Annotated in this window: 22 protein-coding genes; 10 read left to right on the top strand and 12 right to left on the bottom strand. The window is 72.0% G+C overall.

Going from position 1 to position 24,823, the window contains the following annotated elements; all coding sequences use genetic code 11:
* The first annotated feature begins 7 nt into the window (after positions 1-7).
* The 6 genes from fabI to FB157_RS16965 all read left to right on the top strand — a co-directional run bounded on the left by fabI (position 8) and on the right by FB157_RS16965 (position 5,037).
* Positions 8-784: an enoyl-ACP reductase FabI gene (gene fabI, locus FB157_RS16940; RefSeq protein ID WP_145880546.1), complete on the top strand. Its 777-nt coding sequence runs from the start codon at positions 8-10 to the stop codon at positions 782-784.
* A 62-nt stretch (positions 785-846) separates the two neighbouring features.
* A complete protein-coding gene (locus FB157_RS16945; RefSeq protein WP_094219868.1) occupies positions 847-1,089 on the top strand; it encodes an acyl carrier protein in 243 nt (80 codons plus the stop codon).
* Positions 1,086-2,312: a beta-ketoacyl synthase gene (locus FB157_RS16950; protein WP_145880548.1), complete on the top strand. Its 1,227-nt coding sequence runs from the start codon at positions 1,086-1,088 to the stop codon at positions 2,310-2,312. Before FB157_RS16945 ends, FB157_RS16950 begins: the two co-directional genes overlap by 4 nt.
* Complete coding sequence (locus FB157_RS16955; protein WP_145880549.1) at positions 2,309-3,289, top strand: beta-ketoacyl synthase N-terminal-like domain-containing protein; 981 nt, start codon at positions 2,309-2,311, stop codon at positions 3,287-3,289. The genes FB157_RS16950 and FB157_RS16955 overlap by 4 nt, the downstream gene beginning before the upstream one ends.
* Positions 3,279-4,088 (top strand): thioesterase family protein, encoded by an 810-nt coding sequence (locus FB157_RS16960; RefSeq protein ID WP_145880551.1) that lies wholly within the window; start codon positions 3,279-3,281, stop codon positions 4,086-4,088. The genes FB157_RS16955 and FB157_RS16960 overlap by 11 nt, the downstream gene beginning before the upstream one ends.
* A gap of 31 nt (positions 4,089-4,119) precedes the next feature.
* A complete protein-coding gene (locus tag FB157_RS16965) occupies positions 4,120-5,037 on the top strand; it encodes a TIGR03854 family LLM class F420-dependent oxidoreductase (RefSeq protein ID WP_145880553.1) in 918 nt (305 codons plus the stop codon).
* A gap of 20 nt (positions 5,038-5,057) precedes the next feature.
* Here the strand turns inward: FB157_RS16965 and FB157_RS16970 are convergent, their stop codons facing one another.
* Positions 5,058-5,330, bottom strand: a complete 273-nt coding sequence (locus tag FB157_RS16970; RefSeq protein WP_261386349.1) for a hypothetical protein — start codon at positions 5,328-5,330, stop codon at positions 5,058-5,060.
* 100 nt (positions 5,331-5,430) lie between these two features.
* Positions 5,431-6,573 (bottom strand): magnesium and cobalt transport protein CorA, encoded by a 1,143-nt coding sequence (locus FB157_RS16975; RefSeq protein WP_186581547.1) that lies wholly within the window; start codon positions 6,571-6,573, stop codon positions 5,431-5,433.
* A 156-nt stretch (positions 6,574-6,729) separates the two neighbouring features.
* Here FB157_RS16975 and FB157_RS16980 point away from each other — a divergent pair, with 156 nt between their 5' ends.
* Positions 6,730-7,839: a winged helix DNA-binding domain-containing protein gene (locus FB157_RS16980; protein WP_145880554.1), complete on the top strand. Its 1,110-nt coding sequence runs from the start codon at positions 6,730-6,732 to the stop codon at positions 7,837-7,839.
* A gap of 122 nt (positions 7,840-7,961) precedes the next feature.
* Here the strand turns inward: FB157_RS16980 and FB157_RS16985 are convergent, their stop codons facing one another.
* The 3 genes from FB157_RS16985 to FB157_RS17000 all read right to left on the bottom strand — a co-directional run bounded on the left by FB157_RS16985 (position 7,962) and on the right by FB157_RS17000 (position 12,809).
* The gene (locus FB157_RS16985; RefSeq protein ID WP_145880556.1) at positions 7,962-8,753 is read right to left on the bottom strand and encodes a trypsin-like serine protease; all 792 of its coding nucleotides are present in this window, start codon (positions 8,751-8,753) and stop codon (positions 7,962-7,964) included.
* 203 nt (positions 8,754-8,956) lie between these two features.
* The gene (locus FB157_RS16995; protein ID WP_145880560.1) at positions 8,957-11,800 is read right to left on the bottom strand and encodes an AAA family ATPase; all 2,844 of its coding nucleotides are present in this window, start codon (positions 11,798-11,800) and stop codon (positions 8,957-8,959) included.
* A gap of 172 nt (positions 11,801-11,972) precedes the next feature.
* Positions 11,973-12,809 carry a helix-turn-helix transcriptional regulator gene (locus FB157_RS17000; RefSeq protein WP_145880562.1) on the bottom strand — a complete coding sequence of 279 codons (837 nt, stop codon included), beginning with the start codon at positions 12,807-12,809 and terminating at the stop codon, positions 11,973-11,975.
* 163 nt (positions 12,810-12,972) lie between these two features.
* Between FB157_RS17000 and FB157_RS17005 the strand changes: the two genes are divergently transcribed.
* Positions 12,973-14,643 carry an AMP-binding protein gene (locus FB157_RS17005; RefSeq protein WP_145880564.1) on the top strand — a complete coding sequence of 557 codons (1,671 nt, stop codon included), beginning with the start codon at positions 12,973-12,975 and terminating at the stop codon, positions 14,641-14,643.
* Positions 14,640-16,232: an AMP-binding protein gene (locus FB157_RS17010; protein WP_145880566.1), complete on the top strand. Its 1,593-nt coding sequence runs from the start codon at positions 14,640-14,642 to the stop codon at positions 16,230-16,232. The genes FB157_RS17005 and FB157_RS17010 overlap by 4 nt, the downstream gene beginning before the upstream one ends.
* 1 nt (position 16,233) lies before the next feature.
* Here the strand turns inward: FB157_RS17010 and FB157_RS17015 are convergent, their stop codons facing one another.
* Positions 16,234-16,971: a hypothetical protein gene (locus FB157_RS17015; protein WP_145880568.1), complete on the bottom strand. Its 738-nt coding sequence runs from the start codon at positions 16,969-16,971 to the stop codon at positions 16,234-16,236.
* 195 nt (positions 16,972-17,166) lie between these two features.
* On the opposite strand from FB157_RS17015, the gene gcl reads away from it, so the two are divergent.
* Complete coding sequence (gene gcl / locus FB157_RS17020) at positions 17,167-18,954, top strand: glyoxylate carboligase (protein WP_145880570.1); 1,788 nt, start codon at positions 17,167-17,169, stop codon at positions 18,952-18,954.
* Positions 18,955-19,068: 114 nt separating this feature from the next.
* On the opposite strand, the gene FB157_RS17025 is transcribed toward gcl, so the two are convergent.
* The 6 genes from FB157_RS17025 to FB157_RS17050 all read right to left on the bottom strand — a co-directional run bounded on the left by FB157_RS17025 (position 19,069) and on the right by FB157_RS17050 (position 24,793).
* Entirely contained in the window at positions 19,069-19,638 is a 570-nt protein-coding gene (locus FB157_RS17025) for a TIGR04222 domain-containing membrane protein (protein WP_145880572.1), read from the bottom strand.
* 159 nt (positions 19,639-19,797) lie between these two features.
* Positions 19,798-20,031: a hypothetical protein gene (locus FB157_RS17030; RefSeq protein ID WP_145880574.1), complete on the bottom strand. Its 234-nt coding sequence runs from the start codon at positions 20,029-20,031 to the stop codon at positions 19,798-19,800.
* A 397-nt stretch (positions 20,032-20,428) separates the two neighbouring features.
* The gene (locus FB157_RS17035) at positions 20,429-21,886 is read right to left on the bottom strand and encodes a catalase (protein WP_145880576.1); all 1,458 of its coding nucleotides are present in this window, start codon (positions 21,884-21,886) and stop codon (positions 20,429-20,431) included.
* A 208-nt stretch (positions 21,887-22,094) separates the two neighbouring features.
* Positions 22,095-22,985 (bottom strand): 2-hydroxy-3-oxopropionate reductase, encoded by an 891-nt coding sequence (locus FB157_RS17040; protein ID WP_145880577.1) that lies wholly within the window; start codon positions 22,983-22,985, stop codon positions 22,095-22,097.
* A gap of 44 nt (positions 22,986-23,029) precedes the next feature.
* Positions 23,030-23,878 carry a TIM barrel protein gene (locus FB157_RS17045; protein WP_145880579.1) on the bottom strand — a complete coding sequence of 283 codons (849 nt, stop codon included), beginning with the start codon at positions 23,876-23,878 and terminating at the stop codon, positions 23,030-23,032.
* A gap of 150 nt (positions 23,879-24,028) precedes the next feature.
* Positions 24,029-24,793, bottom strand: a complete 765-nt coding sequence (locus tag FB157_RS17050; RefSeq protein ID WP_145880581.1) for a hypothetical protein — start codon at positions 24,791-24,793, stop codon at positions 24,029-24,031.
* Between the last annotated feature and the right edge of the window lie 30 nt (positions 24,794-24,823).

Here is a 24,823-nt window from a genome sequence, read left to right on the forward strand (position 1 = left end):
GCCGTTCATGGGAATCCTAGAGGGCAAGAGCATCCTGGTCACCGGGGTGCTCACCCAGGACTCCATAGCATTCCACGTAGCGAAGATCGCGCAGGAACAAGGGGCGCAGGTCCTCCTCACCGCCTATCCCCGCCGCGGGCTGACCGAACGCATCGCCAGGCGTCTGCCCTCCGGGCCGGACGCCACGCCTCCCGTCATCGAACTCGACGTCACGAACGCGACGCAGATGACGGAACTGCCGGACCGCGTACTCGAACACGTGCCCACGCTCGACGGTGTCGTGCACGCGATCGGAGCCGCTCCGCAGACGGCACTCGGCGGCAACTTCCTCAACACCTCCTGGGACGACGTGGGAGCGGCGATGCACGCCTCCACCTACTCCCTGAAGTCCCTGACCGTGGCCTGCCTCCCGCTGATGAAGAACGGCGGCTCGGTCGTGGGCCTGGACTTCGACGCCTCCCAGGCCTGGCCGCTCTACGACTGGATGGGCGTCGCCAAGGCGGGACTCGAGGCGTGCTCCCGCTACCTCGCGAGGTACGTCGGACCGCAGGGCGTACGCGTCAACCTGGTCGCGGCCGGGCCGCTGGACACCCCGGCCGCCAAGGGCATCCCCGGATTCCAGGAGGTGGCCGGCGTCTGGGGCGAGCGTGCCCCGCTGGGCTGGAACACCGCCGACCCCGTCCCGGCGGCCAAGGCCTGCGTGGCGCTGCTGTCGGACTGGTTCCCCTCGACCACCGGGGAGATCGTGCACGTCGACGGCGGCGTCAACATCATCGGCGTCTGACCGGCCGGCACGCCCCACGCACTGCGTACCACCGACAACGCTCTACGGACAAGGAGACCGACATGGCAGAGATCACCGACGACATCCGGGAACGCGTGAAGAAGATCGTCTGCGACATCCTCGAGGTCGAGCCCGCCGAACTGACCGAAACGACGGTGTACACCGAGGAGTTCGGCGCCGACTCGCTGGCGGTCATCGAGATCCTGACGGCCCTCGAGGACACCCTCGACGTCAGCATCGACCAGGCCGAGGCCCCGCGCATGGTGAGCCTGGCCGGCATCTACGACGTCCTGGCCGAGGCATGACCGGTACGCCGGAGCGGGTCGTCGTCACGGGCCGCGGCGTGGTGTCGAGCATCGGCTTCGGCGTGGCGGAGTTCGCCGAGGGGCTGCGGGCCGGCCGCAACGAGGTCGCGCCCCTCACCGCGTTCGACACGACGGGATTCGCCTACGCCAACGGATCCGAGGTCACGGGGTTCGAGCCGGCCGACTGGCTCACCCGGACCCCGGTGGACCAGCTCGGCCGGGCGAGCGCCTTCGCCGTCGCCGCCGCCCGAATGGCTCTGGCCGAGGCGGGACTTGACGCCGCGGAGCTGCGGGACCGGCCGGGGCACATCTCGGTCGGCACCGCCGACGGCGAGGCGCGGGACCTCGACGCGCTGGCCGCCGACACGGTCGCGCGCGGAGCCGAAACGGTCGACCCGGCGCTCGTCGAACGCGCCGCGACCCATCGGCTGTCCGCCTCCATCGCCTGGGAGTTCGGGCTGGAGGACGTGACGCCGATGACCTTCCCGACCGCCTGCTCCGCGGGCAACTACGCGATCGGGGACGGGCTGGACGCCATCCGCGTCAAAGACGCCGACTACGCCCTGGTCGGTGGCGTCGACGCCACCTGCCGGCGGTCGTTCGCCTCGTTCTACCGGCTGGGCATCATGTCCCCCGACCGGTGCCGCCCGTTCGACGCCGACCGCCAGGGCATCCTCAGCGGCGAAGGAGCGGGGATCCTGCTCCTGGAGAGCCTGACCTCGGCGCGGGCGCGGGGAGCGGCCATCCACGCGGAGGTGCTCGGCTACGGGCTCAACTGCGACGCCCACCACGCCTTCGCACCCGAGGAGAAGAGCATCCAGCGGTGCATGGAGGCGGCACTGCGCGACGCCGGGGTGCGGCCCGACGACGTGGACCTGATCTCGGCACACGGAACCGGCACCAAGTCCAACGACGTGACGGAGATCCGTGCGATCAAGTCCGTCTACGGCGACCGGACGCCCCCCGTCATCTCGCTGAAGTCGATGCTCGGCCACACGATGGGCGCCTCCGCCGCGCTCGGCGCGATCGCCTCGTCGATCGCGATCAACGAGGGCTTCGTACCGCCGACGGTCAACCACCGGACGCCGGACCCGGAACTCGGCATCGACTGCGTCCCCAACCGGTCGGTCGCCGCCGACGTGCGGATCGTGCAGAACAACGGCTTCGCCTTCGGCGGCAACAACGCCATCGTCCTGCTGGGCCGTTACGAGGAATCCCGATGATCATCACCGCTTGGTCGGCCCTGTCCCCGTACGGCACCGACGACCAGGACTTCGCGCAGGGCACCGTGACGGGCCGGCCGCTTCCCGACGGCACCCGGCCGGTGCCGGACTTCGAACCGCGCGAGTTCCTCGGGCAGCAGGGCACCCGTGCCATGAGCCGCGCCACGGCCCTGTCCGTCGCGACCTCCGCCCGGCTGCTCACCGAGGACGACGACCGTGAGCGCACCGGGCTGGTGCTGGGCACGACGAACGGCAGCGCGCAGAACATCCTGGACGTCAACCGCGCCTCGCTGCTGCGCGGCAAGCCGTACCACATCCAGCCGTCGGTCATCCAGAACGCTGCCATGAACAGCGTCGCGAGCCAGACCGCGATCTGGCACGGGCTCAGAGGACCCAACGCCACGCTCGCCGGGGGCCGGTCCACCGGGTTGTCGGCCCTCGGCTACTGCCGGCGGCTGCTGCTGACGGGCCGTGCCGACACCCTCCTCGCGGGCGCCGCCGAGGAACTCACCGAAGCGCGCACGTGGGTCGGTGACGGCACCGCCCCGCTGGCGGAGGGCTGCGCCATGGTCCGTCTGGAGCGCAGCGCCCCCGACGGCCTGGCAGAGGTGCTCGCCGTCGCCTCGGTGGTGGCCATGGACGGCGACATCGGCTCGGCCGTGGTCAAGGCCGCGAACCGGGTACTGACCCGTACCTCGCCCGACCGGGTGTGGGCCGTCGTCGGTTCGGGAACGACGGACGACGCGGAGGCCAAGGCCCTGGCCACGGTGTGCCCCGAGGCGACGGTCCTGCCGCCGCTGACGGAAACCCTCGGCCAGGTCCATGCCGCCTCAGGTCCCTTCCAGCTGGCGGCCGTTCTGAGCCACGCCGCCGCCTCGGCGCCGGCCGACCGGTTCGCACTGCTGACCTCGGCCGAACCCCAGGGCATCGTGGCCGCCGCCGTCCTCCGATTCAAGGGAGAAACCGTTGTCGTTTGAGACCGCCTTCGCCGTCACCCCGTCGAGCTCGGGCTTCCGGGGCACGGTCGGCGAGGAATGGATGTTCGCGGGCCGTGTCTTCGGCGGCTGTGTGGCGGCGTTCGCCAGCGAGGTCGCCCGGGCCGCCGCACCGCATCTCGTCCTCGGCGGAATCCAGGGCTCCTATCCGCGGGCGGCCTCGCCCGGCCCCATCGAAGGCCGCGTCGAGACCATCCGGAAGGGCCGGAGCACGGAGTTGGTCCGCGTCGACCTGACCCAGGGCGACGAACTCGTCTTCACCGCCCAGGCCTGGCTGCTCGATGGCGCCCTGGTGCCGGCCGACCGGTCGGCCACCGACGTCGAACCCCCGGAATCGGCCGCCCCGGTGACGTGGCTGGAGGACGAGGTCACCTTCTTCAAGAACCTCGAGGTCCGGGCGATCGACTACCCGCTCACCCCGGCCGGGCTCGGCGACGGCGTCCCCCGGTGCGAGGTCTGGGTCAGGGGCCGCCCGGACCTGATCGGCGAGGCGACCCACGGGGCGGCCGTCGACCTGCTGCTCTTCGACAGCTTCCTGCTGGAGTGCGTGTTCCGCAGCGAGGGAGTCGGCACCGTCCAGCCGATCACCCTGGACCTGGGCGTCCGCTGGACCCGGCACGTCCCCATCCAGGCGTGGCGCCGCCTCACCACGGAGGCGACCATCACCGACGGCATCGCGCTGGCCGAGGGCACCAACCGGACCGCGGAGGGGGCCGTCCTGTCCACGGCCACCACGCTCGGCAGGCTGCTCCGGCGCGCCGGCACCGAGGCAGGGAAGTGACGGCCGGCGGGAAAGGCGATCTGATACCGGTATGAAGGTGCGCATCGGCGTGGGGAACGTCCCCGAGCGCGGTACGCCGCCCGGCGATCCCGACCTGGCCCGTCTGGTGACCGAGCTGGAGTCGCACGGGGTCGACTCGGTGTGGCTGTCCGACCTGGTCTCCGCGCCGGGCGTGGTCGATCCGCTGGTCGGCGTCGGCTACGCCGCGGGTCTCACCGAGCGGCTGAAGCTGGGCATGAGCGTGGTCGTCCTGCCCGGCCGCAACCCGGCGGTGCTCGCGGCGCAGCTGGCGAGCCTGGCCGCGCTCGCCCCGCGCCGCGTCCTGCCCGTCTTCGGCGTCCGCCCCGCCCGGCGTGCCGACCGGACGGTGTTCCCCGTGCCGGACGGGCGGCGCGCCGAGGTGTTCGAGGAGGCACTGGGCGTGGTGCGAGCCCTGCTGACCGAGCCGGTCGTCACCCACCACGGCCGGTACTTCCACCTGGACGGGGCCTCGGTCGCCCCGCTGCCCGTACGCCCGCTGGACCTGTGGCTCAGCGGCCGGGTCCCGGCCGCCCTGGACCGGGTCGGCCGGCTCGGTGACGGCTGGCTCGGCAGCAACATCACCCCGGCCGAGGCCGAAGGCTGCCGGGCCCGGATCGTGCGCGCCGCCGGCCGCGCGGACCGCACGATCGAGGAGGACCACTACGGCACCTACCTGACGATCGTTCAGGACGACGCCGACGAGCACGACGTGGACGCACTGCTGGCCCGGCTGCGCCAGGACCGCCCCGACGTCGCCGACCCGCGCACCCTGCTGTGCTGGGGCTGGGCCGACGCCCGCGAGCACCTGCGCCGGCTCACCGACGCCGGCCTGTCGAAGTTCGTGGTGCGCCCCGCGGGCCCGGTGGCCTCGCGCCGCGCCTTCGTCGAGGCGTTCACCACCGAGCTGATGCCCCTCGAGAACCGCTGACCGCAGCCGCCCGCCGGGCTTCAGGCAGAGGCCCCGGAGGCGGCTGCGCGCAGCGGGCCGAGCGCTCCCGCCCAGGCCGGCAACTCGTCGACCAGGCCGTGCAGTTCCGCCGTCCGCAGCTCCCGCGGCCCGAACTCGGTGAAGTTCACGAAGTCCTCGCGCAGCGACAGCGCCACCTGCGGCCCGATGTCCGCCATCCGCAGCGCCCCCGCCTGCGCGCGCAGCTTCTGCACCGCCATGACCGCGCCGTAAAGGCCGTAGCCGACCTTCTGGTGAGTGGTGGACTCGTTCACGATCCAGCTCCTGTCCGGGTGAGACTGTGTCCGCTACCCGTGACGAGACAGCCGGTCCGTCTGTGACATGGCGGACGGCGCCGAGCGAGGACCGGGGGCTCTAGAGCCAGTCCCGCCGCTTGAAGATGACGTACAGGCTGACGCAGACGACCCCCATCAACCCGATCGCGAAGGGGTATCCGAACGCCCAGTGCAGCTCCGGCATGCGGGAGAAGTTCATCCCGTAGATCGTCCCGACCAGCGTCGGAGCGAACAGAATGGCCGCCCACGACGAGATCTTCTTGACCTCTTCGTTCTGCTCGAACCCCGCCTCCGCCAGCGCTCGCATCTCCGCGTTCTGCTGCTGGGTCACCAGGGTCGCGTTGACGGTCAGGATCTCGGTGAGGGCCTGGCGGAAGCCGTCGACGCGTTCGCTGGTGTGGGTGACGTGGTCGGCGACGTCACGGAGGTAGCGCTGGAGTTCCTCGTCCGTCTCGTACTTGGCGAAACCCGCCATCAGACCGTGCAGCATGCCGACCAGCGGGCGGGTGGCGCGCTGGAACTCGACCATCTCGCGGGAGAGTTCGTAGATGCGGCGGGAGACCTCGGGGTCGCCGCGGAACACCTCCGTCTCGATCTCGTCGATGTCGTTCTGGACGCCGGAGACGACCGGCGCGTAGCCGTCGACCACCGCGTCGAGGATCGCGTACAGGACCGCCTCGGGGCCCAGCTTCAGCAGCTCGGGGGAGTCCTCCATGCGGCGGCGGACCGCGGACAGGTCGGGGGCCGCGCCGTGCCGGACGGTGATGACGAAGTCGGGGCCGACGAACACGTGCAGCTCGCCGAAGTCGACCTCCTCCGGCGCGTCCAGGTAGCGGGCGGCACGCAGGACGACGAAGAGTGTGTCGCCGTAGCGCTCCAGCTTCGGGCGCTGGTGGGCCTCCATCGCGTCCTCGACGGCGAGCGGGTGCAGATCGAACTCGGCGGCCAGGGAGAGGAGTTCTTTCGCCGTGGGCCGGGCGAGTCCGATCCAGGCCATGCCCGCGGGCTGTTCGCGCAGCTCGCGGAAGGTCTCGGCGAGCGTGGCGGGGGAGGAGACCCGTACGCCGTCCCGGTACAGCGCCGCCTGGACGACACTGACCGGCTCGGCCGGCTCCGAGGGCTCCGGGGCGGCCGTCGTGGTCTCGGCGGAGGGGGCCGCGGTGACGGCACGGCGCCAGACGGACCTGCGGCCGCCGTTCTTGCCGCCTGGGCGCTCGGACATCGGCCGGCCTCTCCGTCGAGCCTGCGTACGGCGTGATCACGAAGTGGAATACGGGCAGGATAGCCGCGGTCTCCGGGTCCGGGTGCCCGGATCCGGTCCAGGGTTCGGTGAGAGTCGCGGACAGAAGGTGTCCGCAACCGGCGCTAGCGTGCGGGCATGACGAAGAGCAGCGCGGCGCCGGCTCCCCTCCTGGACGCCCGGGCCCTGAACCGTGCCACCCTCGGCCGGCAGCTCCTGCTGCGCCGCTCCCCGCTGTCCGCCGCGGACGCCGTACGGCACCTCGTCGGCCTGCAGGCGCAGAACGTCGGGCCCCCGTACTACGCCCTCGCCGCCCGCCTCGAAGGATTCGCCCCCGAGCAGCTGTCCGCGCTCCTCGCCGACCGCGAGGCCGTCCGGATCGTCACCCTGCGGTCCACCATCCACACCCACACCGCCGAGGACTGCCTGACCCTCCGCCCGCTCGTCCAGCCCGCCCGGGACCGGGAGCTGACGAACTTCCGCAAGGGCCTCGCCGGAGTCGACCTCGACCGGCTGGCCGCCCTCGCCCGGGAGCTGGTCGAGACCGAGCCGCGGACCATGGCCCAGCTGCGCGAGGCGCTCGGCGCCGAGTGGCCGGAGGCCGACCCGCAGTCCCTCGGTGTCGCCGCCCGCTGCCGGCTGCCCCTGGTCCAGGTGACCCCGCGCGGTCTGTGGGGCCGCAGCGGACAGGTGGCGCTGACGACGGCCGAGCACTGGCTGGGCCGCCCGGCCGAGCCGGCCCCCGCCGCCGACACCGTGGTCCTGCGCTACCTCGCCGCGTTCGGCCCCGCCTCCGTCAAGGACATGCAGACCTGGGCCGGACTCACCCGGCTCAAGGACGTCTTCGCACGCCTGCGCCCGAGGCTCCTCACCTTCCGGGACCCCAACGGAGTCGAACTGTTCGACCTGCCCGACGCGCCCCGCCCCGACCCCGACACCCCGGCCCCGCCCCGCTTCCTGCCCGAGTTCGACAACCTGCTCCTCTCCCACGCGGACCGCACCCGTGTCATACCCCCCGAGTACTGGGGCCGCAGCTGGCAGGGCAACCGGGCCTGCCGCACCCTCCTCGTCGACGGCTTCCTGGCCGGCCTGTGGAAGACGGACGGCGACGCCCTGGTCATCGAGCCCTTCGGTGAGCTGACGAAGGCCCAGCGGGAGGACGTGACCGCGGAGGGTGCCCGGATGCTGGCGACGATGCACCCCGGGACGTCGTACGACATCCGGTTCGGCACCGTCGTACGACGCTGAATCGCCCCCCGGACGTCTCAGCGCCGTACGCGCGTGGAGAGGGGGCGTTGCGGGCCGCTCGTGGTGGCCCGCAACGCCCCCTGGTATCTACCTGAGGGATGCTCAGGTGTGCTGCTTCCGGGTCACGAGTTGACCTGCGTGGTCACGAGGTTCGAGAAGGTGGTCAGCCGGGTGTACACACCCGGGTAACCCGCCTCCGCGCACCCCTCGCCCCAGGAAGTGATCCCTGCCAGGACGCCCCCGATGAGCAGGGGACCGCCGCTGTCGCCCTGGCAGGTGTCTACGCCACCGGACGTGTATCCGGCGCAAACCATGTCGGACTGGACGAAGTCCGAACCGTAGGAGCTCTTGCAGCTGGAGTCGGACACGATCGGGACGGTCGCGGTCCGCAGCTGGTTGGAGGAGCTGCCGTTCTCCGAGGTGGTGCCCCAGCCGAGGATGCGGGCCGTGGTGCCGGCCGCGTACACGCTCGTCTGGGACGAGGAGACGTACTTCGCCGCGGTGTACGGCATCGACGTCGAGAGGGTCAGGACGGCCACGTCGTCGCCGTTGGTGGCGTCGCTGTAGTCCGGGTTGATCCAGATCTTGCTCACCCGGCTGACCGTGCCGTTGGTGCCGTTCAGGTAGGTCCGGCCGCCGACCACACGGACACTGCTGGTCGACTCGCCGACCATGCAGTGCGCGGCCGTCACGACCTTCTTGGCGGCCACCAGGGTGCCGCCGCAGAACTGGTTGCCGGACGCGTCCGTGATCTGCATCGTGAAGGGGTACGCCGTGGTGGTGGTGGTCGTACCGCCCACGATGGGCTGGGGTGCGGCGCTCGCCGTGGGGGAGGCGATCAGCGCGGTCACCGCGGCGGCGGCGGTGGCCACCAGGCTCGCGGCGGTCTGTCTGGCACGTCTTGACCCGAACATGAGTCTCCTCAGTGGGGGTTGCCGGTGGGGGGTCGCGCGGGTGGGGGTTATGCACGGGGGTCGCGGGACCGACCCCCGTGTGCCCGGGCGAGCGGCACGCCCTTTACGCTAGGACCCGGAGCCCTCGGCTCCCAATGAGGGAACCCCCTAGGGGGTTGGGTGAGGGAAAACCCTCGGTCCGGATCAGTTAACCTGGCGAGCCGTCACTTCGCGCGCCGCGCCGCCGCCAAACGGACGATGTCCACCCGAGAGCGGATCCCCAGCTTGCGGTAGACCCGGGTCAGCGTCGCCTCGACCGTCTTCACACTGACGAACAGCCGGGACGCGATCTCCCTGTTCGTGGCGCCCTCCATGACGAGCGCCGCGACCTGACGCTCCATCGCGGCCAGACCTGCCAGTGCGTCGAGCCCGTCCGTCGTGTCCGGCACGGTGAGGGCCGGCTCGGGCTCCGGGGCGGTGAGGGCCTCGTCCACCTGGCGCAGCCACGGTAGCGCGAGGCAGCGGCGGAAGAGCCGGGTGGCCTCGTCGTACACCGTCGGCCTGCGCGGGCCGCCCTCCGGGCGCCGGGCGCGCAGCTGGGCCAGCGCGAACGCGGCCCGGGCCTCCTCCAGACCGTAACCGAGCTTCGCGAGCCGGTCCTGAGCGGACGTCAGCTGGGCGACGGCCGCCTCGTGGTCCCCGTGCGCGGCCCGCACCAGCGCCTCCGCACGGTCGAGCACGGCGATGACGCTCTCCCGGCCGAGCCGGAGGGCGTGTTCGCGGCTGGCGTCGATGACGTCCTGCGCCTCGGCCGGCTCGCCGATGCGGACCAGCGCCTCGGCGAGGTCCCCGTGCCAGCGGCCGCGCGCCGGGTCGGTGATGCCGAGGCCCAGTTCCAGGCGGCGCACCCGGCGCAGCGAGCGCACCGTGCCGGCCGGGTCGCCGGCCACCAACTGGGCGTATCCGAGCGCGCCCAGCGCCCGGGACAGGTACATCTGGTCGCCGTCCTCCTCGGCGTGCCCCACCGCCTCCCGGGCCAGGGCCAGCGCGCGGTCCACGTCCCCGCCGGAGGCCTCCGCGAGTGAGGTGAGCATCGCCGAGGCGGTCTCGCCGATACCGGAGTCCCGGGCGAGCCGCAGACTGTCGCGGGCCAGCTCCAGGGCGCGGCCGCAGTGCCCGGCGCGCAGTTCCGTCTCCGCGAGGCCGCGCAGGAAGTGCACCTCGCTCTCCACCGAGCCGCGCCGGCGCACCTCACGCAGCAGCGCGGTGACCGTCGCCCGGGCCTCGGCCAGCTGGTCGCCCATGACCAGCCAGCGGAACCGGGCACTGCCCGCGCCGTTGTGATGACAGGCCACCCTCGGGTCCTGGGGCTCCTTCAGGGCGCGCTTGATGGTCCGGGGGGCCTCCGGATGGCCCATCAGGGTCTCGGTCTGCGCCTGGAAGGCGAGGGCGAGCAGCTCGGTGCGCCGGTCGCCGCCGCGCTCGGCCAGCTCGGCGGCGTGCGCGGCCGCCTCCCGGGCCTCGGTGAAGTCGCCCTCCACGAGCAGCGCCCGCCAGGCCAGCTGGTAGTGGACCTGGGCCAGCAGCCGCGGGTCGTCGCCGGCGTCGGCGAGCGCCTGCGGGAAGACGGCGTCGACATCCGCCATGGTGTGGCCGGCGGTGTCGATGACGTAGATCCAGGCCCGCACCCGTTCGGCGGGCACGGTCGCCCGGGTGAGCACCTCGCGGGCGATGTCCCGGGCCAGGTCGACCTCGCCGGCGGTGATCGCGTCCTCGGCGGCCTGCAGGCGTCTCTCGTCGGGGCCGGGCGCGCCGTCGGCGGGGGTGTGCCGGGCGGCGAGCAGCCCCAGCTGGGCGGCGACCGACGGGGCGCCCCGGTCCCGGGCGAGGGCCGCGGCCTCGGCGAGCCGGGCGGCGACCTCCGGGTCGGTGCCGGTGGTGGCGAGGGCGAGGTGCCGGGCCCGCTCGATCGGGTCGGAGGCGGCGGTGGACAGGGCCGCGTGAGCGGCCCGCCGCTCCTGGGCGGGTGCCTCCGCGTACAGCGCGGCGGAGATGAGCGGGTGCGCGAACCGCACGGCCGGCGCGTCCGGCTCGGTGGCGAGCAGGCCGAGTTCGGCGGCCTGGGCGCACTCGGCCTCGGCGTTCTCCCGGCCGGCCGCGTGCAGCAGTGCCGGGGTGGGGCGGGCGCCGGCGCTGGCCACCAGCAGGGTGCGGCGGGCCTCGACCGAGAGCATGTCCAGGCGGCTGAGCACCAGGGCGCGCAGCGAGGTCGGCACCGGCAGCGGCTCGCCGGGCCGGGGCGGGGTGGGGCTCTCGGCGAGGGCGCGGCCCAGCTCCAGGGCGAACAGCGGGTTGCCGCCGCTGGTCCGGTGGATCTCGCGCACCGTGGAGCGGGACAGGCTGCCGTGACCGCGGTGGTCGATCAGCTGTGCCACCTGGGCGCGGGTGAGCGGGCCGAGCCGGACGGCGAGCGTGTCCGGCGGGCAGGCGCGCAGATGGCGGTCGTACTCCTGGCTGTCCTGGCCCTCCGTGCGCACCGCGCACAGCAGCTGCACCGGGGTGCCCTCGAGACGGCGGGCGGCGAAGCCGAGCAGTTCGGCGCTGGCCGGATCCAGCCACTGCAGGTCGTCGGCCACGATCAGGACCGGTCCCTGGGCGGCGAGCGCGCGCAGCGCGGAGAGCACCGCGAGGCGCAGGGCGAGGCCGTCGCGCTGGAGGCTGGACTCGCCGCGTCCGGTGAGCGCCGACTCCAGGGCGGTGCGCTGGGCTGCGGGCAGCCGCGGGGAGACGTCGTCGAGGACCAGACCGAGGAGGTCGGCGAGGGCCAGGAAGGGGAGGTGGGATTCGGACTCCGTGGCGGAGCAGCGCAAGACGGTGCGCGCGCTGGCGCCGTATTCCTCGGCCAATGCCCGCAGGACAGTGGATTTCCCTATTCCGGCGGGGCCGTGCAGGAGCACACTGCCGCCCGAGCCGAGTTGGTCACGGGCCGCGGCGAACAGCTCCTCGCGGCCGATGAGCAGGTCGGGGCGGCATCGGGCAGGCTCCTGGAAGTCCCGTCGCACGGTCACCGCTCCCCTCCTGTGTCGTGTCCGGGCCAAATTCTAAGCAACGATCCTTTAAATTCGGACGGAAGCCGTGGTGAGGGAAATAACAAACGGTCACGCATAGGTAAATTCAATGCGACGTCGCTTGAATGGGCAAGGTTCCTCACGGCTGCCGCCGAGAACCCCACGGGTCCGCCTACGGCAGCAGTCCGGCCCGCCTCGCCGCGGTCACCGCCTCCCCTCGTGTGTGCGCGCCCAGCTTCCGCATCGCCGAGCGCAGATACCCTTTCACCGTCTCCGGGCGCAGGCCCAGCCGTTCGGCCACGGCCGCGTTCGTCGCGCCCGCCGCCACCCAGGACAGCACGTCCAGCTCGCGTGGCGCCAGGCTCGCGCCCCCGGCGGGGCGAGGTACGGCCAGCAGCCCGCAGGCGGCGAGCAGTTCGGCGCGCAGACCCGGGTCGGCGATCCGGGGCGCCAGCGCGCGCAGCGCCGCATGGGCCTCGCGCACCTGCTCCCAGGCGGCACCCTGCCCGTCGGGCCCGTCGGCGGGCTCCGGCAGGGCGGCCGCCAGCAGTACCCGCGCCTCGTCCCGGACCACCAGCGCCTGTTCCACGTCCCGTGCCACGGCCACCGCCTCGCCCAGCGTGCGGTCGCCCAGCGGCTGGGCCGACCGCAGCGCGCCGTACAGCACCCCGCGCACCCGCCGCCGTACCACGACCGGCACCGCGAGCACCGAGCGGATGCCCTCGGCGGCCACCGGGACGTCGTACTCGTGGCTGATCTGCCGGGAGCTGGAGTAGTCCGTGACGGCGCACGGCCGGGCCAGCGCGACCGCCTTGCCGCCCAGCCCGTTGCCGGACGTCACCGCGAGCGAGCTGAGGGCGGCGGTGGCCGTGCCGCTCAGCTCGCTGATGCGGATCTGCGGCCGCCCGTACTCGACCAGGCCGCCGAAGGCGACCGGAAGCCCGGTGGTGCGCCGCAGCCGGACCAGCGCACCGCGTATCTCCACCGCCGCCACGGCCTGTGCTGACACCTCTTCTTCACTCCTTCGGAGCGGTCACGTGGGGGGACCACACCCCCGTTCGGGGGTAGTGAGACCTGCATCACGGATTAGACGATGCCAGAGAGCCGCCCGGCAATGGTCCGGAACACGGGAGTGAGCCGCCCGGCCGCGCCCGGAGAGCTAGGAGGAACCGATGACGACGGCGACCGAGGTCTTCAGGAGTGCCCGGGACTTCCTGCTGGAGCACCGCGAGGACTACGCAGCCGCCCACGAGGGCTTCGCCTGGCCAAGGCCCGAGCACTTCAACTGGGCACTGGACTGGTTCGACGTGATCGCCGACGGCAACGACCGGACCGCCCTGCACATCGTCGAGGAGGACGGCACCGAGATCCGCCGCTCCTTCGCCGAGATGGCCGGGCGCTCGAACCGGGTCGCGAACCACCTGCGCGCGCGGGGCGTCGCCGCCGAGGACCGCATCCTGGTCATGCTCGGAAACCAGGCCGAGCTGTGGGAGACCGCGCTGGCCGCGATGAAGCTGCGCGCCGTCGTCATCCCGGCCACCCCGCTGCTCGGCCCCGCGGACCTGCGCGACCGGGTCGAGCGCGGCCGGGTGAAGCACGTGCTGGTACGGGCCGAGGACGCCGCCAAGTTCGCGGACGTGCCCGGCGCCTACACCCGGATCGCGGTCGGCGGGGTGCCGCAGGGCTGGGAGGCGTACGAGGACGCGTACACCGCCCCCGCCGAGTTCACCCCGGACGGGCCCACGCTGGCCGACGACCCGCTGATGCTGTACTTCACCTCCGGTACGACCGCCCGCCCCAAGCTGGTCGAGCACACCCACACCTCGTACCCCATCGGGCACCTGGCCACCATGTACTGGATCGGCCTCAGGCCCGGTGACGTGCACCTGAACATCTCCTCGCCCGGCTGGGCCAAGCACGCCTGGTCCAACCTGTTCGCCCCCTGGAACGCCGAGGCGACCGTCTTCATCCACAACTACGCGCGCTTCGACGCGGGCCGGCTGATGGCCGAGATGGACCGGGCCGGGGTGACCACCTTCTGCGCCCCGCCGACCGTGTGGCGCATGCTCATCCAGGCCGACCTGAGCCAGCTCGCCACTCCGCCGCGCGAGGTCGTCGCGGCGGGCGAACCGCTCAACCCCGAGGTGATCGAGCAGGTCCGCCGGGCCTGGGACGTCACCATCAGGGACGGCTTCGGGCAGACCGAGACCGCCGTCCAGGTCTCCAACAGCCCCGGCCAGCTCCTGAAGACCGGCTCCATGGGCCGGCCCAGCCCCGGCTACCGCGTCGAACTCCTCGACCCGGTCTCCGGCGCGCCCGGCGCCACCGAGGGCGAGATCGCCCTCGACCTGTCCGAGCGCCCGGTGGGCCTGATGACCGGCTACCACGGCGACCCCGACCGCACCGCCGAGGCCATGGCCGGCGGCTACTACCGCACCGGCGACATCGCCTCCCGGGACGAGGACGGCTACCTGACGTACATCGGCCGCGCGGACGACGTCTTCAAGGCCTCGGACTACAAGATCAGCCCGTTCGAGCTGGAGAGCGCACTGCTGGAGCACGAGGCGGTCGCCGAGGCCGCGGTCGTGCCCGCACCGGACGAGCTGCGCCTGGCCGTGCCCAAGGCGTACGTCGTCCTCACCGAGGGCTGGCAGCCCGGACCCGACACCGCGAAGGTGCTGTTCGAGCACTCCCGTGAGGTCCTCGCCCCCTACAAGCGCATCCGCCGCCTGGAGTTCGGCGCCCTGCCCAAGACCGTCTCCGGCAAGATCCGCCGGATCGAGCTGCGCGAGGCCACGGCCGCGGGCTCGCAGGACGAGTACCGCGAGGAGGACTTCCGGTGACCTCGGAATCGTCGTACACGCACGGCACGAGCGGGACGGCCCTGCTCGGCGACACGATCGGCGCCAACCTGGACCGGGCCGTCGCCGCCTGGCCGGACCGCGAGGCACTCGTCGACGTGCCGTCGGGGCGGCGCTGGACGTACGCCCGGTTCGGCGCGGACGTCGACGCGCTGGCCCGCGCGCTGCTCGCGAGCGGGGTCGCCAAGGGCGACCGGGTGGGCATCTGGGCCGTCAACTGCCCCGAGTGGGTGCTGGTCCAGTACGCCACCGCCCGCATCGGCGCGATCATGGTGAACATCAACCCGGCCTACCGCACCCACGAGGTCGAGTACGTCCTCAACCAGGCCGGCATCTCGCTGCTCTTCGCCTCCCTCAGCCACAAGAGCAGCGACTACCGCGCGATGGTCGAGGAGGTGCGGGGCGGGTGCCCGCAGCTGCGGGAGACCGTCTACTTCGGCGACCCGACCTGGGAGGCGCTGCTCGGCCGGGCCACCCCGGACGTCCGGTTCGAGGCCCTGTCCTGCGACGACCCCATCAACATCCAGTACACCTCGGGCACGACGGGCTTCCCCAAGGGGGCCACCCTCTCCCACCACAACATCCTCAACAACGGCTACTTCGTGGGGGAGTCGGTCGCCTACACCGAGCAGGACCGGATCTGCATCCCGGTGCCCTTCTACCACTGCTTCGGCATGGTGATGGGCAACCTCGCCGCCACCTCGCACGGCGCCTGCATGGTCATCCCGGCGCCGTCCTTCGACCCGAAGGCCACGCTGGACGCGGTCCAGCAGGAGCGCTGCACGTCCCTGTACGGCGTCCCGACCATGTTCATCGCGGAGCTGAACCTGCCCGACTTCGCGTCGTACGACCTCTCGTCCCTGCGCACCGGCATCATGGCGGGCTCGCCCTGCCCGGTCGAGGTGATGAAGCGGGTGGTCGCCGAGATGCACATGGCGGAGGTGTCCATCTGCTACGGGATGACCGAGACCTCCCCGGTCTCCCTGCAGACCCGCATCGAGGACGACCTGGAGCACCGCACCGGCACCGTCGGCCGGGTCCTGCCGCACCTGGAGGTCAAGGTCGTCGACCCGGCCACCGGGGTCACCCTGCCGCGCGGCACGGCGGGTGAGCTGTGCACCCGTGGCTACAGCGTGATGCTCGGCTACTGGAACGAGCCCGAGAAGACCGCCGAGGCCGTCGACGCGGGCCGCTGGATGCACACCGGGGACCTCGCGGTGATGCGCGAGGACGGGTACGTGGAGATCGTCGGCCGGATCAAGGACATGATCATCCGGGGCGGCGAGAACATCTACCCGCGTGAGATCGAGGAGTTCCTCTACGCCCACCCGAAGATCCGGGACGTGCAGATCGTCGGGGTGCCGCACGAGAAGTACGGCGAGGAGGTCCTCGCCTGCGTGATCCCGCACGATGCGGCCGACCCGGTCACCCTGGAGGACCTGCGCGCCTTCTGCCGGGGCCGGCTCGCCCACTACAAGATCCCGAGCCGGCTGCAGATCCTCGGCTCCTTCCCGATGACGGTGTCCGGGAAGGTGCGCAAGGTGGAGCTGCGGGAGAAGTACGGGGTCTAGGTCAGACCACGCCCGACCTGGCGAGTTTCCGGCCCGGGCCGTTCACCGGGGTCGGGGTGCCCGTGAGGTCGAGGACGAACAGGGGGACGCCCAGCGTGTCGGCGCGAGCGCGGGCGTCCTCGGCGTATCCGGCCAGGGAGAAGTAGACACAGCCGGCCGACTCCGTCATGGCCGTCAGCCACAGGCACTCCACGTCCCGCAGCGAGGCCGGGCGCACGGCGGGGTCCACCTGGGCGACCAGGCCGGGCGCGGCCAGGCCTATGCCGGACGGGGGCCGCTGGTCGGCGCGGCGGATGTCCCGGTAGCCGAGCCAGCGTAAGTACAGCGCGGTGGCGGTGACGGCGTCCCGTGCGGTGCGGATGGTGACGGGCTGGAACGGGATCCGTCCGCCGCAGCGCGGGGCGGCCGCTCCCGGCCGTGCGGCCGGCGCCGGGGTGTCACCCGGCACGGCCGCCCCGGGACGCGCCCCCGGTGCCGGGGCGTCGCTCACCGGAATGCGCAGGACCGTGCCGCACGGGCAGCCCAGCTCCGGGTGCGGCAGCTGATTGGCGCGCCCGCAGGCGGTGCAGCGCACGGTGACCCAGTCCTCGTCCCAGGTGCGGTGCGCGAGTACGGCCGGCGCGCCCGCCGGGTCCAGCCGCGGGGCGCACGGCCTGCCGCAGGCGCAGGGATAGGGCGGCGCGGTGTAGACGTGCTCGCGCCGACAGGCCGGACAGCGCACCGGCACGCTCTCGGGCATGGCCACTCCAGGCGTCGCATCGGGACTGCACCCCCCATCGTGCTCCTGCCCGACCCTCCTTGTCCCTCTCTTGACGCCCTTCGGTGACCCCCCTACATTGATTTCAGATAGTAGAAATTACTTTCCGCAATACGGAAGTACTCGCCGCGGGGCGCGACGGGAGTACGCATCCGACAGCCGAAGCAGGAGTACTCGATGGCTCGTATGACCGCTGCCCGCGCGGCAGTTGAGATCCTCAAGCGCGAGGGCGTCACGGACGCCTTCGGTGTGCCGGGCGCGGCGATCAACCCCTTCTACAAGGCGCTGAAGGAGGGCGGCGGGATCAACCACACGCTCGCCCGCCACGTCGAGGGCGCCTCGCACATGGCCGAGGGGTACACCCGCACCGTGCCGGGCAACATCGGCGTCTGCATCGGAACCTCGGGCCCCGCCGGCACCGACATGATCACCGGCCTGTACTCGGCCATCGGCGACTCCATCCCGATCCTGTGCATCACGGGCCAGGCGCCCACGAGCGTGATCCACAAGGAGGACTTCCAGGCCGTCGACATCGCCTCGATCGCCAAGCCGGTCACCAAAATGGCGGTCACCGTCCTGGAGGCCGCGCAGGTCCCCGGTGTCTTCCAGCAGGCCTTCCACCTGATGCGCTCCGGCCGTCCGGGCCCGGTCCTGATCGACCTGCCGATCGACGTCCAGCTCACCGAGATCGAGTTCGACCCGGAGACGTACGAGCCGCTCCCGGTCTACAAGCCGGCCGCGACCCGCGCCCAGATCGAGAAGGCCCTCTCCTTCCTCCTGGCGTCCGAGCGCCCGGTCCTCGTCGCCGGCGGCGGCGTCATCGGCGCCGACGCCGTCGACCTGCTGGTCGAGTTCGCCGAGCTGACCCAGACCCCGGTCATCCCGACCCTGATGGGCTGGGGCACCCTGCCCGACGACCACGAGCTGAACGCAGGCATGGTCGGCGTCCAGACCTCGCACCGCTACGGCAACGCGAACTTCCTGGAGTCCGACTTCGTCCTCGGCATCGGCAACCGCTGGGCCAACCGCCACACCGGCTACAAGCTCGACGTCTACCGCCAGGGCCGCAAGTTCGTCCACGTCGACATCGAGCCCACCCAGATCGGCAAGATCTTCCCGCCGGACTACGGTGTCGTCTCCGACGCCAAGGCCGCGCTGCAGCTGTTCGTCGAGGTCGCCAAGGAGCTGAAGGCCGAGGGCAGGCTGCCCGACCGCGCGGAGTGGGTCGCCTCCACCCAGGAGCGCAAGGCCACCCTGCTGCGCCGCACCCACTTCGACAACGTGCCGATGAAGCCGCAGCGCGTGTACGAGGAGATGAACAAGGCCTTCGGGCCTCAGACCCGGTACGTCACCACGATCGGCCTCTCCCAGATCGCCGGCGCCCAGATGCTGCACGTCTACAAGCCGCGCCACTGGATCAACTGCGGCCAGGCCGGCCCGCTCGGCTGGACCATCCCGGCCGCGATCGGCGTCGCCAAGGCCGACCCGGAGTCCCCGGTCGTCGCCCTCTCCGGCGACTACGACTTCCAGTTCCTGATCGAGGAGCTGGCGGTCGCCGCCCAGCACAGGATCCCCTACGTCCACGTTCTCGTGAACAACGCGTACCTGGGCCTGATCCGGCAGGCGCAGATCGGCCTGGACATCAACTTCCAGGTCAACCTGGAGTTCGAGAACATCAACACTCCGGAGATCGGCGTCTACGGCGTCGACCACGTCAAGGTCGCCGAGGGACTGGGCTGCAAGGCGATCCGGGTCACCGAGCCGGACCAGCTGGGCGCCGCCTTCGAGCAGGCGAAGAAGCTGGCCGCCGAGTACCGGGTGCCGGTCGTCGTCGAGGCGATCCTGGAGCGCATCACCAACATCTCGATGAGCCGGACGATGGACATCAGCGACATCTCCGAGTTCGAGGACCTGGCCACCGAGCCCGGCCACGCGCCGACGTCGATCAAACCGCTGAAGGTCTGATCCGGCGCACGCGCGCGAGAACACGCCGGGGGCGGTCCGTCCGAGGGGGACGGGCCGCCCCTGAGGCATGTGCGGGTGCACGGATCTGCGGCCGCCGGGTGGACGAATCCGCGATCACACCGCCCCGCAGCTGAAGCCCCCACCGCCCGAGCTCCCCCAGGACCGGGGCAGCTCGCGTTCCGTGGTGCCGCCGCGGCCCGTCAGGCCCGCGTCCCGGGTGAAGCGCGGGGCCAGCGCGGTCAGCGCCGCGTCGCCGTGCAGGGCCACCAGGAGCAGCTTGTCCTCGGGGGACGGAGCCGGGCCGTGGAGGGGCAGCGGGTTCCGGGCGCGCAGGTTCCTCAGGACCCTGCGGCCGGCGCGGGTACGGCCCGGGAGGACGGCCCGCAGCAGACCCGCCGCGACCAGCTCCGCGCGCAGCTCGCCGAGCGCCGCCCGCACCGGCCGCCGGTCCAGCAACTGCCGCATGCCGGCGGGGCGGTAGAGACCGGCGTGCACCGCCTTCGCGAGCGCCGTCAGGGCCGCTGCGGGCACCGGACCCGAGGCCCGCATCGTGCCGGCCCGCCCGGCCTTCACCGCACCCCGCAGATGCAGGTCCAGCACCGCCACCGTCACGGCGGCCCGGGCGCCTCCCCGCAGCAGGGCGAGCTCCTGCGGTTCCGTCGGGATCCTCGTCGTACCAGCCATCACGCACCCCCGTCCGGGACCCGCCGCCCCCGTGCCGGCGGGCCCCGTCTGCCGGTGTTGTGCCCGCCGGTCCCGGGTGCCGAAGCCTCTCTCGCGGTGTTCAGAGGTTGATTTGAGGGTTGCGCAGGCCGGCTACGGCCGCTGGTGTACTCGTCTTTCCTAGACCTCGTGCTCGGACAGGCCCGGCCAGTCGTCGGGCCCGCCGCCCTGCCACTCGATGAGGTCGCTCTCCTCGACCTCGATGCGGTCCAGGTCGGCCAGCCGCAGGATCTCGACGACGTCGTCCAGGTGGGAGGCGAGCCCCAGGGTCACCTCCCCCTCGGTGACCCGTCGGGAGCCGTCGAGGGCCGGAGCGTGGACCACGATGTGCGGGTACTGCGTCGGATTGCCCATGGGATCAGCGTCCTGCGGAAGCGGCAGGAGCGCACCCCCGGAGCCCCGGACAGCACGGAAGCGCCCCCTGTGACCAGGGGGCGCTTCCGATGCCGTGTGATGGCCGTCCGACGGCGCGAGGCTGGGCGCGACAGGACATTCGCGCCGCCGGACGGGGACGGGGACCTCGCACCGAGGTCGTGGCTGGGGACCGCGGCGGATGCGACGGAGCCGGGGCCCCTTCCCTCTGGTCGAGAAGGGTGCTCGGATCCTTCACCACCGCACTGGCTCGCACACCGCCGCGGTCCTCGCCCTGCCCGCCGTACCGAGTGGTCACCCCTCATCCGGACCGCTCGGTTGCGGGTCGTCCGCGTCCGGGCCCGACCTCCCCGTCGGAACCCGGACGCTGTCAGTGGCCTCAGTCCTCGCGCAGGGCGCGGACCGCCTCCTCGACGCGCTTGCCGTACTCCGGGTCGGCGGCGTGGAAGTGGGCCAGGTTCTTCTCGATCACGTCGTCGCGGGAGACCTGCGAGAGGCCGCCGGCGATGTTCGCGACCAGACGCTGCTTCTCCTCCGCGGACATCAGGCGGTAAAGCTCGCCGGCCTGGTAGAAGTCGTCGTCCTTGGTGTGCAGCGGGGCCTCGTGGGTGCCGGTGTGGCCGGAGACCGCCAGCGGGGCCGACAGCGGGCGGCCGGTCTCCACCGGGCCGTCGTACGAGTTCGGCTCGTAGTTCCTGGCGTGGCGGCCCTGGGCGTTGGACGCCATGAAGCCGTCGCGGCCGTAGTTCTGCGCGGTCGTCGCCTTCGGGGCGTTGACGGCGAGCTGGGTGTGGTTGACGCCCAGGCGGTAGCGGTGGGCGTCCGCGTAGGCGAACAGCCGGCCCTGGAGCATCTTGTCGGGCGAGGGTCCGATGCCCGGAACGAAGTTGTTCGGGGAGAAGGCGGCCTGCTCGACCTCGGCGAACACGTTGTCCGGGTTGCGGTCCAGCACCAGCCGGCCGACCCGCTGCAGCGGGTAGTCCCGGTGCGGCCACACCTTGGTCAGGTCGAACGGGTTGAAGCGGTACTCGGCAGCCTCGGCCGCCGGCATGATCTGGACGTACAGGGTCCAGGACGGGTGCACCCCGCGCTCGATGGCCTGGAGCAGGTCCGTCTGGTGCGAGTTGGGGTCCTTGCCGGCCTGCTCGGCGCCCTGCTCGGCGGAGAGGCAGCGGATGCCCTGGTTCGTCTTGAAGTGGTACTTGACGAAGAAGGCCTCGCCCTCGGCGTTCGTCCACTGGTAGGTGTGCGAGCCGTAGCCGTTCATGTGGCGGTACGACGCCGGGATGCCGCGGTCGCCCATCAGCCAGGTCACCTGGTGCGTGGCCTCGGGGGCGTGTGCCCAGAAGTCCCAGACGTTGTCCGGCTCCTGCCGGCCGGTGAACGGGTCCCGCTTCTGCGAGTGGATGAAGTCGGGGAACTTGATCGGGTCCTTGATGAAGAACACCGGGGTGTTGTTCCCGACGAGGTCGTAGTTGCCCTCCTCGGTGTAGAACTTCACCGCGAAACCGCGCGGGTCACGGACCGCGTCCGCGCCGCCGAGGGAGTCGGCGACCGTCGAGAAGCGCAGGAACACCTCGGTGCGCTTGCCGATCGCGCTCAGGAAGTCGGCGTGGGTGAAGCCGGTGACGTCGTCCGTCACCTCGAAGTGGCCGTACGCGCCGGAGCCACGGGCGTGCACCACACGCTCCGGGATGCGCTCGCGGTTGAAGCGCGCCAGCTTCTCCAGGAGGTGCTGGTCCTGGAGCAGCAGCGGGCCGCCGACGCCCGCCGAGGCTGAGTTCTGGTTGTCGGCGACCGGGGCGCCGGACTCTGTCGTGAGCACGCGCTTCGACATCGTGGACCTTCCGTGCGAGAGGGCAGCGGGAATCTTCGGAACCTTCGGAAAGAGACTTCCGCTTTGTGGAGCTTCCGCTGGCGTGAGCCTAGATTTGGGTGGACGAGACGTCAACAGTTTGTTGAAGTAGATTCCGGGCCGCGGCGCCGCCTGGGCGCGACAGGACAGGTGTCAGCGGCGCCGCGGCCCGGAAGTCTCAGGGGGGTCGTCAGACCTGGGCGCCGGACAGGCGCTCCACGGCCCGCAGCAGGGCCGAGTGGTCCAGGCCGCCGTCGCCCTGGGCGCGCAGCGAGGCGACCAGCTGGGCGACCACGGCACCGACCGGAAGGGCGGCGCCGACGTTGCGGGCGGCGTCGGTGACGATGCCCATGTCCTTGTGGTGCAGGTCGATGCGGAAGCCCGGCTTGAAGTCGCGGCTCAGGAAGTTGTCCTTCTTGCGCGTCAGCACGGTCGAGCCCGCGAGGCCGCCGTTGAGGACGTCCAGCGCGGCCTGCAGGTCCACGCCGGACTTCTCCAGGAAGACCACGGCCTCGGCGCAGGCCTGGATGTTCACGGCCACGATCAGCTGGTTGGCGGCCTTCACGGTCTGGCCGGAGCCGTGCGGGCCGCACAGCACGATGGTCCTGCCCAGCGCGTCGAAGATCGGCTTGGCCTGGTCGAAGTCGGCCTGCTCGCCGCCGACCATGATCGACAGTACGGCCTCCACGGCACCGGCCTCACCGCCGGAGACGGGGGCGTCGAGGACCCGGATGCCCTTGTCCTTGGCGTTCTTCGCGAGGTCCACCGAGGTCTGCGGGGTGATCGAGGACATGTCGATCAGCAGGGCGCCCTGCTTGGCGTTCTCCAGGATGCCGTCGGGGCCGTAGGAGATGGCCTCGACGTGCGGAGAGGCGGGCACCATCGTGATCACCACGTCGGCGTCGCGCACGGCCTCGGCGATCGAGCCGGCCACGGTACCGCCGGCGGCGGCCAGGCGGTCCAGCTTGTCCTGCTCCAGGGTGAAGCCGGTGACGTCGTAACCCGCCTTGATCAGGTTCTCGGACATGGGCGAGCCCATGATGCCGAGGCCGATCCAGGCGATCTTGGGAAGGTTGCTCATGATTGGGGGTGCCTCTCTCAACTGCCTTGCAAAGTCAGGGGGGTTCAGCGCGCTGCGCGCGGGAGCCACTCGAAGGCCTTGGCGCTCGGGCGGTCGCCGGCCTTGTACTCCAGGCCGACCCAGCCGCCGTAACCGGCCTTCCTCAGCCGGCCGAGCAGCTCCTCCAGCGGGAGTGAACCCGTCCCGGGGGCGCCGCGGCCCGGGTTGTCGGCGATCTGGACGTGGCCGGTCTTCGCCGTGTACCGCTCGATGACCGAGGGCAGGTCCTCGCCGTTCATGGACAGGTGGTAGAGGTCCATCAGGAACTTCGCGTTCCCGAGGCCCGTCGCCGCGTTGACCTTGTCCACGACCTCGATCGCGGCCGGCGCCGACACCAGCGGGTACAGCGGCGACTCGGGCTGGTTCAGCGCCTCGACCAGCAGGATCGCGCCGATCCGGTCGGCGGCCCGGGCCGCGAGGGCGAGGTTCTCCAGGGCGAGCGCGTCCTGCTCGGCCGGATCCACGCCCTCGACCCGGTTGCCGTACAGCGCGTTGAGCGCCCCGCAGCCGAGGGAGGCCGCGAAGTCCGCCGCCACGTCGATGTTGGCGCGGAACTTCTCCGACTCCTCGCCCGGGATCGACAGGGCGCCGCGGTCCGGGCCCGGCAGCTGTCCGGCGTAGAAGTTCAGCCCCGTGAGCTGGACGCCCGCGTCCTCGATCGCCTTCTTCAGGGCGTCGAGCTCGGACTGCTCGGGGGTGGGGGAGTCGACCCAGGGCCACCACAGCTCGACCGCCGTGAAGCCCGCCGCGGCGGCGGCCGCGGGGCGCTCCAGGAGCGGGAGTTCCGTGAAGAGGATCGACAGGTTGACGTTGAAGCGCTGGTCTGCGGCTGTGTTCGATCCAAAAACCGGCATTCGGGCCGCGCTCCCTTCCGTTAGGAATTCCGTATTGCGGAAGTTCGTTTCTGCTTAATGGAAGATTGCCTGTGGCGGGGGGTAACTGTCAAGAGCGGGCACGAAAAAGTGCCCCCGCGCGGGCTGCGCGGGGGCACTTGCTGTGCCTGGTCAGAGGGCGTCGACGGCACTCACCTTCCAGCCGTCGGCGGTGCGGGCGAGCGTCATCCGTACGCGGTTGAGGTCCAGGCGGGCGCCCGACACCTGGGTGCTCTGCGTGATCTGGTTGACGAAGAGCAGCACGACCGCCCTGTCCGGTGCGGCGGACACGACGGAGACCGCCGGGGCGCCGCCGTCCGTGGGCGCCGCCACCGTCGCCTTCACCACGCCGTGGTACTTCTTCGCGGTCGGCCCGACCACCGTCTTCGTGGTCCTGCCGTACTGGTCGCGGAACGCGCCGGTCAGCAGGGCACGTGCGCGGGCGAAGTCGCGGTCCAGGTGGCGGTAGTCGTACGACAGCACGACCGGGGCGGCCTTCCGGGCGGCGGCGAGGGCCTCGGTGCGGGCCTTTGCCGTCTGCTGTCCCTGCCGGTACTGCCACCCGAGGACGGCGGCCGCGGCCAGGGCCGCCACGAGCGCGAGGCAGAGTGCCGCGGTGAGCACCCTCGGGAGGCGGGGCGGGGGCGCGGGCGCGCTCTCCTGCTCGTCGGTCTCCTGCTCGTCGGTCTCCGGCGTCGGCTGCGGCTCCGGCGGGTCGTCCCAGCCGCACGGGGGCTCGATGAGCACGGTGCGTCCCGTGAGCCGGTCCTCGACCCGCTGGGTGGTCTCGTCCTGCTCCGGCCGCCTGGCGCGCTTGGCCGCCGCGCGGGCGGCCGCGGTCAGGGTGCGCCGGGCCGGGGAACCGGTGCCGCGGGTTCGGGTGGTCGGGTTCGCCACGCTGTCTCTCCTCACTGCAGGCCTCATCGG

Origin of the sequence: Streptomyces sp. BK340, assembly GCF_007827595.1 — a bacterium.
Lineage (GTDB): Bacteria > Actinomycetota > Actinomycetes > Streptomycetales > Streptomycetaceae > Streptomyces.

Excerpts from the sequence above, each read along its gene's own strand:
- FB157_RS16975 (WP_186581547.1), bottom strand. The coding sequence starts at position 6,573 with ATGTCCGAGCGCCCAGGCGGCAAGAACGGCGGCCGCAGGTCCGTCTGG.
- FB157_RS17025 (WP_145880572.1), bottom strand. The coding sequence starts at position 19,638 with ATGGCTGGTACGACGAGGATCCCGACGGAACCGCAGGAGCTCGCCCTG.
- gcl (WP_145880570.1), top strand. The coding sequence starts at position 17,167 with ATGGCTCGTATGACCGCTGCCCGCGCGGCAGTTGAGATCCTCAAGCGC.
- FB157_RS16945 (WP_094219868.1), top strand. The coding sequence starts at position 847 with ATGGCAGAGATCACCGACGACATCCGGGAACGCGTGAAGAAGATCGTC.
- FB157_RS17045 (WP_145880579.1), bottom strand. The coding sequence starts at position 23,878 with ATGCCGGTTTTTGGATCGAACACAGCCGCAGACCAGCGCTTCAACGTC.
- FB157_RS17005 (WP_145880564.1), top strand. The coding sequence starts at position 12,973 with ATGACGACGGCGACCGAGGTCTTCAGGAGTGCCCGGGACTTCCTGCTG.
- FB157_RS16965 (WP_145880553.1), top strand. The coding sequence starts at position 4,120 with ATGAAGGTGCGCATCGGCGTGGGGAACGTCCCCGAGCGCGGTACGCCG.
- FB157_RS16950 (WP_145880548.1), top strand. The coding sequence starts at position 1,086 with ATGACCGGTACGCCGGAGCGGGTCGTCGTCACGGGCCGCGGCGTGGTG.
- FB157_RS16955 (WP_145880549.1), top strand. The coding sequence starts at position 2,309 with ATGATCATCACCGCTTGGTCGGCCCTGTCCCCGTACGGCACCGACGAC.
- FB157_RS16985 (WP_145880556.1), bottom strand. The coding sequence starts at position 8,753 with ATGTTCGGGTCAAGACGTGCCAGACAGACCGCCGCGAGCCTGGTGGCC.
- FB157_RS16980 (WP_145880554.1), top strand. The coding sequence starts at position 6,730 with ATGACGAAGAGCAGCGCGGCGCCGGCTCCCCTCCTGGACGCCCGGGCC.
- FB157_RS17040 (WP_145880577.1), bottom strand. The coding sequence starts at position 22,985 with ATGAGCAACCTTCCCAAGATCGCCTGGATCGGCCTCGGCATCATGGGC.
- FB157_RS17015 (WP_145880568.1), bottom strand. The coding sequence starts at position 16,971 with ATGCCCGAGAGCGTGCCGGTGCGCTGTCCGGCCTGTCGGCGCGAGCAC.
- FB157_RS17035 (WP_145880576.1), bottom strand. The coding sequence starts at position 21,886 with ATGTCGAAGCGCGTGCTCACGACAGAGTCCGGCGCCCCGGTCGCCGAC.
- FB157_RS17030 (WP_145880574.1), bottom strand. The coding sequence starts at position 20,031 with ATGGGCAATCCGACGCAGTACCCGCACATCGTGGTCCACGCTCCGGCC.
- fabI (WP_145880546.1), top strand. The coding sequence starts at position 8 with ATGGGAATCCTAGAGGGCAAGAGCATCCTGGTCACCGGGGTGCTCACC.